Below are 13163 nucleotides of genomic sequence, written 5' to 3'. Positions count from 1 at the left end.
GGAAACCGAGCCCGCGCCTTCGACGATCTGGAAAGCGCCGACCCAGTAGCGGGCGTCAAATCCGCCATCCGATGATCTTGGCTGGGGGCGACGCCCCCGGCCCGATAGAATCCGCTATCAGAATCGCTGGAAAGGCGTTAGGCGTTAGGTCCCATGGCGCGGTACATCTTCATCACCGGCGGCGTGGTCTCCTCACTTGGCAAGGGTTTGGCGTCGGCGGTGCTCGGCGCGCTGTTGCAAGCGCGCGGCTATACGGTCCGGCTACGCAAGCTCGATCCCTATCTCAATGTCGATCCGGGCACGATGTCGCCCTATCAGCACGGCGAGGTCTTCGTCACAGACGACGGCGCGGAGACCGATCTCGACCTTGGACATTATGAGCGCTTCACCGGCCGCCCGGCCTCGAAGCAAGATAATGTCACCACCGGCCGCATCTACCAGGACATCATCAGCAAGGAGCGGCGCGGCGATTATCTCGGCGCGACGATCCAGGTCATTCCGCATGTGACCAACGCCATCAAGGAGTTCGTCGTTGATGGCAATGAGAACGTCGATTTCGCGTTGATCGAGATCGGCGGCACGGTCGGCGATATCGAAGGCCTGCCGTTCTTCGAGGCGATCCGCCAGCTCAAGAACGATCTGCCGCCGCATCACTGCATCTATATCCATTTGACGCTGCTGCCTTACATTCCGAGCGCCGGCGAGCTGAAGACCAAGCCCACGCAGCATTCGGTGAAGGAGCTGCGCTCGATCGGCATTCAGCCCGACATTCTGCTTTGCCGCACCGATCGCGAGATCCCGCGCGAGGAGCGCCGCAAGCTCGGACTCTTCTGCAATGTGCGCGAACAGGCGGTGATCGAGGCGCGCGACGCCGCCAACATCTATGACGTGCCGCGCGCCTATCACGCCGCGGGGCTGGACGCGCAGGTGCTCGCCGCCTTCGGCATTGAGCCTGCGCCCAAGCCCGACATGAGCCGCTGGAACGCGGTGACGCAGCGCATCAACAATCCCGAAGGCGAAGTCACCATCGCGGTCGTCGGCAAATACACCGAGATGAAGGACGCCTATAAGAGCCTCATCGAGGCGCTTGCCCATGGGGGCCTGGCGAACCGCGTGAAGGTCAATCTCGACTGGATCGAATCGGAAGTCTTCGAGGGGAGCGATCCCGCCGCGCATCTTGAACATGTGCACGGCATTCTCGTTCCCGGCGGCTTCGGCCAGCGGGGCGCCGAAGGCAAGATCCTCGCGGCGCGTTTCGCGCGCGAGCGCGGCGTGCCCTATTTCGGCATCTGCTTTGGCATGCAGATGGCGGTGATCGAGGCCGCGCGCGCGCTCGCGGGAATCGAAAAAGCGAATTCGACCGAGTTCGGCCCCTGCGCGGAGCCGGTCGTCGGCCTGATGACCGAATGGCTCAAGGGCAACGAACTGGAGAAACGCGGCGTCGGCGAGGGGCTCGGCGGCACCATGCGGCTTGGCGCTTTTCCGGCGCTGTTGAAGCCGGGGTCGCGCATCGCGGGCATTTACGGCGACACGGAAATCTCCGAGCGCCACCGCCATCGCTATGAGGTGAACTTCGCCTATCGCGAGCGGCTGGAGGATTGCGGGCTGTTGTTTGCGGGCTCTTCGCCCGACGGGCTATTGCCCGAGACGGTCGAAATTCCCGAGCACCCCTGGTTCATCGGCGTGCAATATCACCCCGAATTAAAGTCGCGGCCGTTTGAGCCGCATCCGCTGTTTGCAAGTTTTATCGCCGCGGCGAAGGCGCAGAGTAGGTTGGTGTAGCTAGACGAGATAGAGCGTCCCGTTTGGCCGACCGGTCATGATGTAAGCCAGCCGGCCTGCATGGGAGCATGGTGATGGGTCGCGTCGGAGAGACAACCCGCCGTCATGGCCGGGCTTGTCCCGGCCATCCACGCCGAGAGGCTGCGCAAATGCTGCGGAGTTCGCGCAGCGGCGACAAGTGGATGCCCGCGACAAGCGCGGGCATGACGCGGTGAGGGTACTATCAGGCGAGTGAGGACAGGAGCTGTCTCCAACTCCGCTCACCCCACCTCATAATCCTCATCGATCGGCACGCCGAGCGCCGTGACGAGCCGGTTCGTCTCCGACGCCATGCCGACGATCGCCAGCAGTTCGCGATATTCCGCTTCGCTCATGCCCTTCGCGCGGGCGCTCGCCGTGTGCGAATGGATGCAATAGGGACAGGCATGGGCGATGGAGACGGCGATGTAGATCATCTCCTTGACCTTCGGGTCCAAGACGCCCGGACCCATCACCTGCTTGATGCTCTCCCAGGTGCGTTTCAGCGTCGCCGGATCATGCGCCAGCGCGCGCCAGAAATTATTGACGAAATCGCTTTTGCGCGTCGCGCGAATGTCGTCGAAGACGGCCCGCGCTTCGGGCGAGAGCTCTTCGTCGCTGAGCAGTCGAACCGTGGCCATGATTTTTTCCGTTTGATACGAAGCCAGCGAGAGGTCATTTGCTGGGAGGGTTGGCGGCTGCGGGCCATGTGCGCGGGCCCGGATTGACATGATAGTTCACGCCGCAGCCCGAGAGCGCCAAGGCGATCGTGACCCACAAGAGCATCGATTTAACGAGCGCCATCCGCATTTGTCGTCCCCAGTGGCGTTTAAGCTCCCATTTTGTCAGAAAAACTCCATCGGCGCGCGCTGAATCGCTTCGTTTTCAGCCTCGAACGATGGCGCGCGTTTTGCGTCCGCGTGGCCGCGACACGCGCGCACGTGACATGGAGACACGTGACATGGAGAAGAGACGCACGGACATAGCGACGAGCCCGCGCTGACGGCTTTTTCTGCCTCATTTCAAGGCGCTGCGACAATTTCACCGGGCCGCGCCCGATTGACGCGCGATATGCTGCAACGCACAATGTTCGCCATATGCCTGCGCTACACGATTCGACCGGCGGGGCGTGCGTCCGTCGAATTTTCCGCGCGGCGTCGAGGAGGTCACGATGGAATCGGTCAAACAGTGGTTTCAGGACTGGTCGGACGCGTGTGAATACGCGAAGGAATGCGCTCCCGACTTTTCCTTCCTGTCATCTTTCGCCTTTGGCGAACCCTACACGGCGCTCATCAGCATCGCCGGCGTCTGCTGGCTGATCTGGGCGCTCAATGAGCGCGCGATCGAACGGAAGGCCGCTGTCCTGCAGGCGAGAGCCGTAAAGGCCGAAAGCCGCTCGGGATCGCTCGACGCCGCGCTGCGGGAGATGAATCGGGCGCCTGGCAAGGCGGACAAGGAAGAAAAGCTCGCGGCGTGACGCAGCGAAGCGCGGATTGAACGCGCCCGGCCGCGCGCTATCCTTGCGTTAGAGCGCTCCTCGCAAAAGGGGGCGCGTAACGGCTGTCGGGCTTGTGACCGAACTCCCGCGAGGATACGTAGACGCTTGCATGAGGCGACGGCTTCGGCCGCCGCAACCGAGCGGCCTCGCCTGACGCCAAGAAGATGGAAGGCGAGGGAGCGTCATGAGCGGATTTTCCGTCGGCAATGGCGCCTGGGTTCTGGTCGGAGACGGCCGCCGGGCGCTTTTTTTTCAAAATCACGGCGACGCCGAGCTTCTTGACCTTCGCGTCGTCGAAACGCGCATCGACGACAATCCGCCGACGCATGAGCAGGGAACGGATCGTCCCGGCCGAAGCTTCACGTCCTTCTCGCCCGGCCGCAGCGCCGTGCAAAACGCCGACTGGCATGAACTCGAGGAGGAGCGCTTCGCCCGCGCCATAGCGGACCGCATCAATCAGGCGGCGGAGTCGGGCGAATTGAACGCGATCGCCATTGTCGCGCCGCCAAAGGCGCTCGGCGAAATTCGCAAGGAGCTGTCCGTCAAGGCGCAAAGCAAGGTCGTGGGCGAACTCGCCAAGGACCTGACCCGCCATCCGCTCAAGGATATCGAAAAGGCGCTGACCCGCGGTTGAAAGGCAGGGGAAAGTTTTTGAGGCTTTCCCCTGCGCAGTCGGAGGCGATTCGTCCCAGCCCCGCCTCCGACGCTCGCCTCTCGTGCGAGCCTGTCGATATTGCCGCATTCTTCCCAAGAAATCAGTGCGATTTTGCACAGCGCGGCGAAACCGTCGCATTTGAGCCGCAATGATGAGGGACGGAACGTGTTTGGCTTCGCCTTAGCCGCGACGCCGCGCATAACACTTGAGCACGGGCGGCGTATGGGGCGCGGGCGTATCATCTTGGCGGCGCTTCTGGCGCTTGCGTTCAGCGCTTGTTCGAGCCGGCCGCATGGCACCCTTATCGCGACCCATCAGGTCGCGCCCGGCGCCAGCGTCGTCGACCTCCTGGTCGTCACCACCCGACAGCCGGATGACTCCCAGCCCGGCGTCATGTTTTCGGGCGAACGCGGACATGGCGTTCATTTCGCCGATATCGCCGTCTCGATCCCGCCCGACGCCTCCCGCGTGATCGGGGAAGTGCAGTGGCCGGACGGGCCGACTCCCAACCCGGCCATCCAATTCGCCACCGTTCGCGCCGAGGTGTTGAGCAGGGAGGCGGCGCTCGCGGACTTCAACGCCCGCATCCGCAAGACGCCCAAGCGGCAGGTGCTTCTCTTCGTCCACGGGTTCAACACGCGTTTCGAGGAGGCGGTCTACCGCTTCGCGCAGATCGTCCATGATTCGCGCGCCGACGTCATGCCGGTGCTGTTCACCTGGCCGTCGCGCGGCCGGTTGCTGCAATATGGCTATGATCACGAGAGCGCCAGCTATTCGCGCGACGCCCTGGAGCGCGTGCTGCAGGCGCTGCAGCGTGACCGGGATGTCGGCGAGATCTCGATCCTGGCGCATTCGATGGGCAATTGGGTGACCCTCGAAGCGTTGCGCCAGATGGCGATCCGCAACGGTCAAATCGGATCGAAAATCAAGAATATCATGCTCGCCGCGCCGGACGTCGACTTCGACGTTTTCCGGCGCCAGATCGCCGAAATCGGCATACGGCCGTCCGTCTTCACGCTATTCGCCTCGCGCGACGATGACGCGCTTGCCGCGTCTCGCCGCTTCTGGGGCAATACGCGACTGGGCGCCGTCGATCCGCGCGCGCAGCCCTATCATGAAATCCTCGACCGGGATCAAGTCAGAGTCGTCGATTTAACGGGCATCGCCTCCAGCGATCCTTTGGAGCACAGCAAATTCGCCGCCTCTCCGGAGGTCGTGCGCTCGATCGGCGCCAGGCTGGCGCAGGGTCAGCCGCTGAGAGACGGACAGGCGGGCGTCGGCGATCAGCTCGGACTGGCGACGGCTGGCGCGGTTTCGGCGGTCGGCGGCGTGGCCGGGGCGGCGGTCGCCGCGCCCTTCGCCATTGTCGATCCGGCGACGCGCGAGAATTTGAGCGAACATCTGGGCTCCGCCGCTCAAAAGATTGATCCACAACACTAATTTAACTCAGCTGTGAGTTCGATGCGTCTAATGGTTCTATTTTTGGAGGGCTGTTGCCGCAATGTCACAGCCAGCGAGGCTCAAGCCCTTTAGGGTTGAGCGCTCGCGACGATCACCGCACGGGACTTTAATCGCAATGTCATACAAGCGTCAGCTTCTCGCCGTTCTGGCGGTCGCGCTCGCTGCGTCCTCAGCGCGCGCCGACAATCCGAGCTGGTGGAAGGCTCCGCTCTCGGAAAACCCCGGACCCAAGCGCGCCGTCGACGGCGTCAATGGCAAGCTCGAAGGTTTTGGCGGCGGCTCCGACTGGCTGGGCTTCGCGCGTTTGAACAACGCCTCCGCCGGCGGGATGGGGTCGATCACGGCCCCCCTCGGCGACCGTTTCGGCTTTCAGGTCGACGCGATCGCGGCGGCGCATCGCGGCTTCTTCGTGAGCGGCGGCGCCGGACACGCCTTCTGGCGGGATCCGAGCGTGGGTCTCCTCGGCGGCTATGGAGGGATCGCTCACGACAAGCGTCTCGACGACACGCGTTTCCGCGTCGGCGCTGAAGGCGCCTATTACTATGGACCGTTCTCGCTCTCCAGCATCGCTGGCTATGAGGAGAGCTCGGGCCATTTCTTCACGCCGCTGGGCTATGGACCGGGATATCTCGCCTATCAGTGGCAGCCGCGGCGCGGTCGCTTCTTCGACATGTTCGATATCAGCGTCTATCCGACCTACAACGTCAAAATCTCGGTCGGCCATCGTTACGTCGGAGGGCGGCATGCGGCCGCGCTCAGTGGCGAGGCGCTCATCTGGAATCTCGGACATTCCGCGATCACCGGCTTCATCGAAAGCCGCGTGGGCGAGAATGATTACAAGGCTGTCTGGGGCGGCATTCGCATCTATCTCGGCGAGAGCGACAAGACTCTCATCAGTCGCCATCGCGAAGATGACCTGCCCAATTGGCTGAAGGACGACATGTTCGCATCGCAGAACAGCGTTCGCGTTGGCGCGACGCCGGTCTTTTTCCCGACCCTGCAGCAGCCTTGAAGCCGCCGCGCTGCGCCCGATATGCGGGACGCAGCGTGAGGCGGCGCAAATGAGCAGCTCGACGTCTCTTTGGGGTCCACCGTCGCGGCTCGTCGCCGGAACCGCCGCCGCGGCGCCTGTGCTTGCCGCGGCACTGCTCGGCAGTTTCGCAACGACGCCGAACATCCCATGGCACGAGACGCTCGCCAAGCCGCCGTTGACGCCGCCGAATTGGGTGTTCGGCCCCGTCTGGACGGCTCTCTACATATTGATGGCCTACGCCTTCTATCGCGTTCTACGACTCGAGCCGGCGACGCCAGGCCGGCGCGCCGCGATCATCGTGTTTCTTGCGCAGCTCGTTCTGAACGGGGCTTGGTCCTTCGCCTTTTTCGACGCGCGAAGCGCGATGCTCGGACTCATCGTCATTTTGCCGATGGCGTTCCTACTCGCCGTCACGATCATCCTGTTCTGGCGGATCGACCGCGTCGCGGGATATTCTCTGGCACCCACCGCCGTCTGGGTGGCGTTCGCCACCTATCTCAACGCCGGGATTTTTATCCTCGATCGCTAGAAGGGCGCCGAACGCGCCGCGGCGACATAGGCGTCGGCGTCCTGCTGTAGCAGCAGCCGCTCCTTGACCAGCTTGTCGGCGATGACGCGCATGGTCGCGACGAAATAGGCGCGCGATCCGTAGCGCTCGACGAGCGCGGGACGCGGATCGGCGTTCTTTTCGCGATCCGACTTCGTCGCCGCGAAGGGAATCGCGGCGCCCGCGGCGCAAGGCGGGCCCTTCTTGTCCTTTTGCGCGTTGAAGCCTGTGAAGGTCGCGACAGGGAGCGCAAGGTCGGGCAGGCGCAGAGCGGCGATCTCATTGCCGTCGGCGTCGATCCTGGGAACGCGGCGCGCGCCCTCGGGCGGCGCGGGCAAGTCGGGAATTTTCGGCCATTTCAAATCCTGCGCGGGCGCTAAATCGGCGTCGAGGGGCGCGCGCGAGGCGGGCGGCGCGACACCCTTGGCCGTCCACTCGTCGAGCGCGGCGAACAGCGCGCGCAGCGCGGGGGCCGGGGGGCGGGCGTTAATCGGCGCGACGCAATTCGCCGTCGCGGTCGACGCGGCGATTCCGGCAAGATAGAAGCGCCGACCATTTGGCGGCGCGCCGCTCGCGAATTCGACGCGCGGCTTCTCGCGCCAATAGGCGTCGGCGCCCCAGGTCGCGATAAAGCGCATTGGGCCGGCGGGCTCGCGGCTCGCGTCATGGAGCAAGAGGCCGTCGAATGCAGACGAGGCGCCCGACATCGCATCGGCGTCCGAGCCCTGCGCGCGGCCGAGCGCGCGCTTTATTTTAAGCGCGCCGCGAAGATGGCCGACGACATCGCGCAGGGCCGGCTCTCTGGCTTTGTCGGGGAGCTTGCCGACATCGAGCGTCAGCACGGCGAGTCCGCGCTCGAGCGCTAGCGGTTTTACATCATCGCTCGGCTGCGTCTCGATCAGCAGCACCTTGGCGCCGCTTGGCGGCTTCGCGAGCGCTCCGGCGATTTCGTAAGACGTTCCGTCGAGCTTCACTGTCGCGGACATCGCCTCGTTCGCGCCGTCGGGGCGTGTTTCGAACTTCAGCAGTTCCGCGTGGGCCGCGCCGGCAAACGCCAAACAGGCGAGCAGCGCCACGTTCCTAGCCCAGGGCGCGCGCGTCGTCCTTTTCGATCCAGCGGGCGATCTTACGAAGATCGGCGAGGAAGCCTCGCCACGCCTCGCGCTTATCTGATTCATCCTTCAAGCGTAGCAGAGAGGAGGGGTGAACGGTCGCCAAGAATTGCGCTCCGTCATCGAGGTCAATGATGTCGCCGCGCAGACGCGACACCGCCTCCGAGCGGCCGAGCGCGCCGCGGATCGCGGTCGCGCCGAGCGCCACAATCAATCCTGGGCGGAGCAGGGCGCGCTCGCGATCGAGCCACCAGCGGCAGGCGTCGATCTCGCCGGCGTCGGGCTTTTTGTGCAGGCGGCGTTTGCCGCGCGGCTCGAATTTGAAATGCTTGACGGCATTGGTGACGAAACATTTGTCGCGAGGAACGCCGGCGCGCTGCAGCGCGATGTCGAGGAGTTTGCCGGAAGGCCCGACGAAGGGACGCCCCGACAGATCTTCCACATCGCCCGGCTGCTCGCCGATCAGCAGCACGCGGGCGCGCGCCGGCCCTTCTCCGGGAACCACCTGAGTGGCGTTTTTATAAAGCGGGCAGCGCGTGCAGCCGGCTTCTTGCGCGGCGAGCGCCGAAAGCGAAGGAGCTTCGGCGAATAGGCCGACCGCAGTTGGAGGCTTCGCCCGGAGAACGAATTCGGATTTCTCCACCTGTCCCTTCCTCGCGTCGCGTGACGCCAAGAAGGTCGATATAGGCGACCCCGTCGCGAGGAAAAGCAGACTTCGGAAAAAGCCGCCACGTCGCCAGGGAGGGGACTCGGGACACTGCGTCCCGAGCACCCCGATCATAGCGTCTTCAGATATTCGAGCAGGGCGCGCTTGTCCGTCTCGCTCAACGCCGTTCCATAGTCATGGCCGCAATGGCTGACGCCTGAGCCTCTGTTGCAATCCGTTTTCATCAGGAAGGTCGACTTCGGCTGCTCCGCGGCGAGGCCGACAGCGGAAATGTCATAGGCCGGACCGACCTTGAAATCGCTGACGCGCGCCTGCGGGGGCTTCAAGAGTTCGGCGAGCGATGGAACCGAGGCGTTGTGCAGATAGGGCGCCGCCGCCCAAATGCCTTCCAGGACGCGCGCTTCATACTTGATCTTGCCGTCGGTTTCCGGCGCGCGTCGGCAGGCCCAGCGTCCGGCGCCGGGCGTGCCCGGAATCTTGTAGACGCCCTTTAGCTCTTCAACCAAGGGCCGCAGAAGCGCGAGCGCCACGTCGGCCCTTTGACGCTCGACCGAATTCACCGTGACCGGAATGAAATGTTGCAGGATTGCGCCGCGCACCGCCGTCGCCAACACCGAGACCGGCGCGTCTTTCCTGTCGAGCGGCTCGGAAACGAAGGGGATGAAGGCGCCGGTCAGCGCGCCGGTGTCGACCTTCCAGTCCGGCGCGAAATATTGATATTCGCGCGCGTCGGTGCCGACGTCCTGAACGGGCGTGCACCAGGTGTCCGGATTGAGCAGACGCGGCTGCCCTCGGTCGATCCCGTGGCAATCGGCGCATCCGCCCTCTTCATAGGGACGCTCGTAGATGAGCTTGCCCTGGGCGGCGAGCATCCTGTCCACGGGCCACGGCCATTTCGGCGGACCGATCCGTTCGACAAGCCGCTCCAATTCGATCAGCCCTTTGAAGTCGACCGAATTGGCCTTGACGTAATTGAAGCCGAGGAGATGCGTGGCGTCTTTCTCAGGGAAGAATTCGCCGAAGACGCCATAGACCTGCCCGACGTTTCTGGCCATGGCCAGAATGCGGTCGCCATTGTCGGCGAAGCCAGGCCATTGCGTATGATCTTGCCGCGGCGCGTTCCACAGGAACGGCGGGCGCACCGGCGCGTCCGCCTTCCGAATATTTCCCAGAATGATATGCGTCGGGCCGGGTCCGATATCGAGGCCGGTGACGCGGTTGAGGATCATGCCGACGGCGTCGATGCGTCCGGCGCCCCAGGGCTTGTCTTTGGGCAGGCCCGCCTCGGTGATGGCGTGGTGGCGCGCATACCAGAGATCGACTTCGCCGCGCAGCTTGGTCTCTTTTTGCGGATCGTAGCCGCTTCCGAGAACGGCCTTGGCGAATTCAGAGAAGGACGCATTGTCCGCGCGAATCTTTCCGACCGCCGCATCGAGATCGGCCCAAAGCGCGCCTATGTCGGCGAGCGCCGGGCCGCCGTCGATGCGATAGGCCTTGCCCTCGACCTCGATCTGCCGCGTATGGCACGCGGCGCAGCTGGGTCCCAACACGCCGTCGGAGACGACGAAGCCGACCGGCAGCCCCGGCGTCGGGCTCGCGGGGTTGGCCAGATAGCCGTAGCGGGCCAGTCCATCCGCAAGAAAGGGTTGGCCGTCAGCCTGCTTGAGCGCTTTGATCCAGTCCCAGGGAATGAGGCGGGAGCCTTGGCTCGTGCCATAAAAGTCGTTCCAGGCCTTTTCGTCCCAAGGACCGGCGCCGGCAATGGAGGAGGGCTGTTCAACGCGTTCCAAGGCCAGCGAAGCCGGCGCGCTGGCGAACAGAATGGCGGCAGCAAGCGCAGCGGAGCGGAATGTCTTGGTGATGCTCATCTCAATTCTTCTCAATGAAAACGGCAGTTACAAACGCGTGGACGCATACAAAAACTCACGCGAAGCGCATCGCGGCAGGGTCGACGATCGCCAATAGCGTGTCAATACTCCGAACTGATGACGCGCCTTAGAGCTTTAGAGCTTCGCCATGAAATTGGCGAAGGCGAGCGACCCTTCCGGCCATGGCCCGTGGCCGCTGTCGACATTGATATGGCCGCTCGCGCCGGCGTCGATGAAGTGCGCGCCGATGTCCTGCGCGAGATGGCGCGCAAAGAGCAGATCGGCGTAAGGGTCGTCGCTGCTGCCGACCATCGCCGCGGGGAAGGGAAGGCGCGCGCGAGGCGCCGGCGCAAATTCGGGATCGATCGGCAGTTCCCGCATCACGCTGTCAGAGGGCGGCGCAACGAGAAAGGCGCCGGCGACTTTTTCTGCGATGCGCGGCGCCGCATGCAGCGACGTGATCACGCCGAGCGAATGGGCGATGATGACGACGGGACGCTCGGAGGCGGCGACGTCGCGCGTCAGCGTGTCAACCCATTCTGCGCGGGATAATGCGCTCCAGTCGCGCTGCGTCACGCGCCGCGCGGTGGAGAGTTTCTTCTTCCAGCGGCTGTACCAATGATCCTCCGTGCCGCCGGTGAGGCCGGGATGGATCACAATATCGGCGTCGGCTGCGCGCATCAGGCCGTTTCGCGTGCGAAGGCGCCGTTGAGCGCATCCTCGATCAGCTTGCGCGTCTCGGCGACGCCATAGAGCGCGATAAAGGAGCCAAAGCGCGGGCCCTTCTTTTCGCCGAGCAGCACTTCATAGAGCATGTTGAAGAAATCGTTGGAGACGCCGGGACGCTCCGTCGTCGCGCCTTTGGCGGCGAAATCCTGATAACGCGGCACGGCGCGCGCGACATCGTAAAGCGACGACTGAATCTCTTCGGCGCTGGCGGCGTCCATGTCGCGCAGCGTCTCGTTGATTTTTAGCAGCACCTCGCGCTCGACCTCGTCCGCGGCGCGATAGCTTTTCGCCGGCTTCACGAAATCGCGGAAATAAGCGACGGCGTAGCCGACGAGCCTGTCGAGCCGCGGGTGATTTTCGGGCGTCGCCGAGGGCGCATAGCGGCGCAGAAAGCCCCAAAGCACGGCCGGATCTTCGGCGTTGGCGACGGCGGCGAGATTGAGCAGCATCGAGAAGGAGACGCTCACGCCCTTGGCGTCGCCCTCATGCGCCAGCGTCTCGGCCTGCGGCGGGTCTCCGGCGTGGATGTGCCAGACCGGGTTGCCGAGGCGGTTCTTCCAATCCTGGCGCGGATAGGCGTCGAGGAAATTCAGATAATCGTCGACCGCGCGCGGGATCACGTCGAAATAGAGCCGCTTCGCCGCCGTGGGCTTTTGAAACATGAATTGCGCCAGGCTCTCGGGGCTAGCGTAGGTCAGCCATTCCTCGATCGTCAGCCCATTGCCCTTCGACTTGGAGATTTTCTGGCCCTTTTCGTCGAGGAAGAGTTCGTAGTTGAAGCCTTCCGGCGCACGTCCGCCAAGCGCCCGCACGATCGCGCCGGACAGCTTCACCGAATCTATGAGGTCCTTGCCCGCCATCTCGTAATCGACGTCGAGCGCATACCAGCGCATCGCCCAGTCGGGCTTCCATTGCAGCTTGCAATGGCCGCCGGTGACGGGGGTGGTGAAGGCCTCGCCCGTATCGGGATCGGTCCAGGAGATCGTGCCGGCTTCTGCGTCATATCCCGTCAGCGCGACCTGCATGACGATGCCGGTCTTCGGATGGATCGGCAGGAAGGGCGAATAGGTCGCCGCGCGCTCCTCGCGAAAGCTCGGCAGCATGATCTTCATCACCGCGTCGTAGCGCTCGAGCATATGCTTCAGCGCGGCGTCGAAGCGGCCGCTCTTATAATATTCGGTCGACGACGCGAATTCATATTCGAAGCCGAAGGCGTCGAGGAAGGCGCGCAGCCGCGCATTATTATGCGCCCCGAAACTGTCATGCGTGCCGAAAGGGTCCGGCACCTGGGTCAAGGGCTTGCCGAGATTGGCGGCGACGAGTTCCTTGTTGGGGATGTTGTCGGGGACTTTGCGCAGCCCGTCCAAGTCGTCGGAGAAGGCGATGAGGCGCGTGGCGATCCTGCCTTCGGTCATGACTTCGAACGCGCGGCGCACCATGCTGGTGCGGGCGACCTCGCCGAAGGTGCCGATATGCGGCAGGCCGGAAGGGCCGTAGCCGGTCTCGAACAGCACGCTCTTCTGACCGCTCGCCTCGACCCGTTTGACGAGCTTTCGCGCCTCTTCGAACGGCCAGGCGGGCGAGACGCGCGCGGCTTCGACGAGTTCGGGCGACAATAGGAGCGGTGCGGACATGGGGTGCGACTGGCCAATCTGAGCGGGAAGCGCGGCACAGTAGGGAGAGGGGCTTAGCGCGTCAACGAAGAAGCCTGCCGCTTTCGTCCCGGGGGCAGGCGCCGCACGTCCGCGGCGAAGCGGAAACTCGCGACTGTTGCGCGCCGTCAATAGACAAGC

The 13163-nt window shown here is 64.1% G+C and carries 12 protein-coding genes; 6 read left to right on the top strand and 6 right to left on the bottom strand.

Annotated elements, in window-relative coordinates:
- Positions 1-153: 153 nt before the first annotated feature.
- Positions 154-1782 carry a CTP synthase gene (locus NEI07_RS19065; protein WP_256036843.1) on the top strand — a complete coding sequence of 543 codons (1629 nt, stop codon included), beginning with the start codon at positions 154-156 and terminating at the stop codon, positions 1780-1782.
- Between the two features lie 260 nt (positions 1783-2042).
- Here the strand turns inward: NEI07_RS19065 and NEI07_RS19060 are convergent, their stop codons facing one another.
- A complete protein-coding gene (locus tag NEI07_RS19060; RefSeq protein ID WP_256036841.1) occupies positions 2043-2441 on the bottom strand; it encodes a carboxymuconolactone decarboxylase family protein in 399 nt (132 codons plus the stop codon).
- 530 nt (positions 2442-2971) lie between these two features.
- Between NEI07_RS19060 and NEI07_RS19055 the strand changes: the two genes are divergently transcribed.
- From NEI07_RS19055 to NEI07_RS19035, 5 genes are all read left to right on the top strand, one after another.
- Positions 2972-3277 carry a hypothetical protein gene (locus NEI07_RS19055; RefSeq protein ID WP_256036839.1) on the top strand — a complete coding sequence of 102 codons (306 nt, stop codon included), beginning with the start codon at positions 2972-2974 and terminating at the stop codon, positions 3275-3277.
- 205 nt (positions 3278-3482) lie between these two features.
- Positions 3483-3932 carry a baeRF12 domain-containing protein gene (locus tag NEI07_RS19050; RefSeq protein WP_256036837.1) on the top strand — a complete coding sequence of 150 codons (450 nt, stop codon included), beginning with the start codon at positions 3483-3485 and terminating at the stop codon, positions 3930-3932.
- Between the two features lie 243 nt (positions 3933-4175).
- Positions 4176-5393, top strand: coding sequence for an alpha/beta hydrolase (locus NEI07_RS19045; protein WP_256036834.1), 1218 nt, complete (start codon positions 4176-4178; stop codon positions 5391-5393).
- A 136-nt stretch (positions 5394-5529) separates the two neighbouring features.
- Complete coding sequence (locus NEI07_RS19040) at positions 5530-6426, top strand: hypothetical protein (protein ID WP_256036832.1); 897 nt, start codon at positions 5530-5532, stop codon at positions 6424-6426.
- Positions 6427-6475: 49 nt separating this feature from the next.
- On the top strand, positions 6476-6976 hold the full coding sequence (locus NEI07_RS19035) for a TspO/MBR family protein (protein ID WP_256036830.1): 501 nt from the start codon (positions 6476-6478) through the stop codon (positions 6974-6976).
- On the opposite strand, the gene NEI07_RS19030 is transcribed toward NEI07_RS19035, so the two are convergent.
- From NEI07_RS19030 to NEI07_RS19010, 5 genes are all read right to left on the bottom strand, one after another.
- The gene (locus NEI07_RS19030) at positions 6973-8070 is read right to left on the bottom strand and encodes an alpha/beta hydrolase domain-containing protein (protein WP_256036828.1); all 1098 of its coding nucleotides are present in this window, start codon (positions 8068-8070) and stop codon (positions 6973-6975) included. The two genes, NEI07_RS19035 and NEI07_RS19030, sit on opposite strands and share 4 nt — an antisense overlap.
- Before the next feature lie 4 nt (positions 8071-8074).
- On the bottom strand, positions 8075-8749 hold the full coding sequence (locus NEI07_RS19025) for a UdgX family uracil-DNA binding protein (RefSeq protein WP_256036826.1): 675 nt from the start codon (positions 8747-8749) through the stop codon (positions 8075-8077).
- A gap of 134 nt (positions 8750-8883) precedes the next feature.
- Positions 8884-10641, bottom strand: a complete 1758-nt coding sequence (locus tag NEI07_RS19020) for a di-heme-cytochrome C peroxidase (RefSeq protein ID WP_256036825.1) — start codon at positions 10639-10641, stop codon at positions 8884-8886.
- A 135-nt stretch (positions 10642-10776) separates the two neighbouring features.
- Positions 10777-11322: an RBBP9/YdeN family alpha/beta hydrolase gene (locus NEI07_RS19015; RefSeq protein WP_256036823.1), complete on the bottom strand. Its 546-nt coding sequence runs from the start codon at positions 11320-11322 to the stop codon at positions 10777-10779.
- The gene (locus tag NEI07_RS19010; RefSeq protein WP_256036822.1) at positions 11322-13004 is read right to left on the bottom strand and encodes a lysine--tRNA ligase; all 1683 of its coding nucleotides are present in this window, start codon (positions 13002-13004) and stop codon (positions 11322-11324) included. The genes NEI07_RS19015 and NEI07_RS19010 overlap by 1 nt, the downstream gene beginning before the upstream one ends.
- Positions 13005-13163: the final 159 nt, after the last annotated feature.

The sequence above is a fragment of the Methylocystis suflitae genome (genome assembly GCF_024448135.1).
Classification (GTDB): Bacteria; Pseudomonadota; Alphaproteobacteria; order Rhizobiales; family Beijerinckiaceae; genus Methylocystis; species Methylocystis suflitae.
Note: the sequence above shows the minus strand (reverse complement) of the source record. Positions and strands in the feature narration are given on the sequence as shown.

Bases quoted from the DNA above. Each gene is read 5' to 3' on its own strand.
- NEI07_RS19065 (WP_256036843.1), top strand. From the start codon at position 154: ATGGCGCGGTACATCTTCATCACCGGCGGCGTGGTCTCCTCACTTGGC.
- NEI07_RS19060 (WP_256036841.1), bottom strand. From the start codon at position 2,441: ATGGCCACGGTTCGACTGCTCAGCGACGAAGAGCTCTCGCCCGAAGCG.
- NEI07_RS19055 (WP_256036839.1), top strand. From the start codon at position 2,972: ATGGAATCGGTCAAACAGTGGTTTCAGGACTGGTCGGACGCGTGTGAA.
- NEI07_RS19050 (WP_256036837.1), top strand. From the start codon at position 3,483: ATGAGCGGATTTTCCGTCGGCAATGGCGCCTGGGTTCTGGTCGGAGAC.
- NEI07_RS19045 (WP_256036834.1), top strand. From the start codon at position 4,176: ATGGGGCGCGGGCGTATCATCTTGGCGGCGCTTCTGGCGCTTGCGTTC.
- NEI07_RS19040 (WP_256036832.1), top strand. From the start codon at position 5,530: ATGTCATACAAGCGTCAGCTTCTCGCCGTTCTGGCGGTCGCGCTCGCT.
- NEI07_RS19035 (WP_256036830.1), top strand. From the start codon at position 6,476: ATGAGCAGCTCGACGTCTCTTTGGGGTCCACCGTCGCGGCTCGTCGCC.
- NEI07_RS19020 (WP_256036825.1), bottom strand. From the start codon at position 10,641: ATGAGCATCACCAAGACATTCCGCTCCGCTGCGCTTGCTGCCGCCATT.
- NEI07_RS19015 (WP_256036823.1), bottom strand. From the start codon at position 11,322: ATGCGCGCAGCCGACGCCGATATTGTGATCCATCCCGGCCTCACCGGC.
- NEI07_RS19010 (WP_256036822.1), bottom strand. From the start codon at position 13,004: ATGTCCGCACCGCTCCTATTGTCGCCCGAACTCGTCGAAGCCGCGCGC.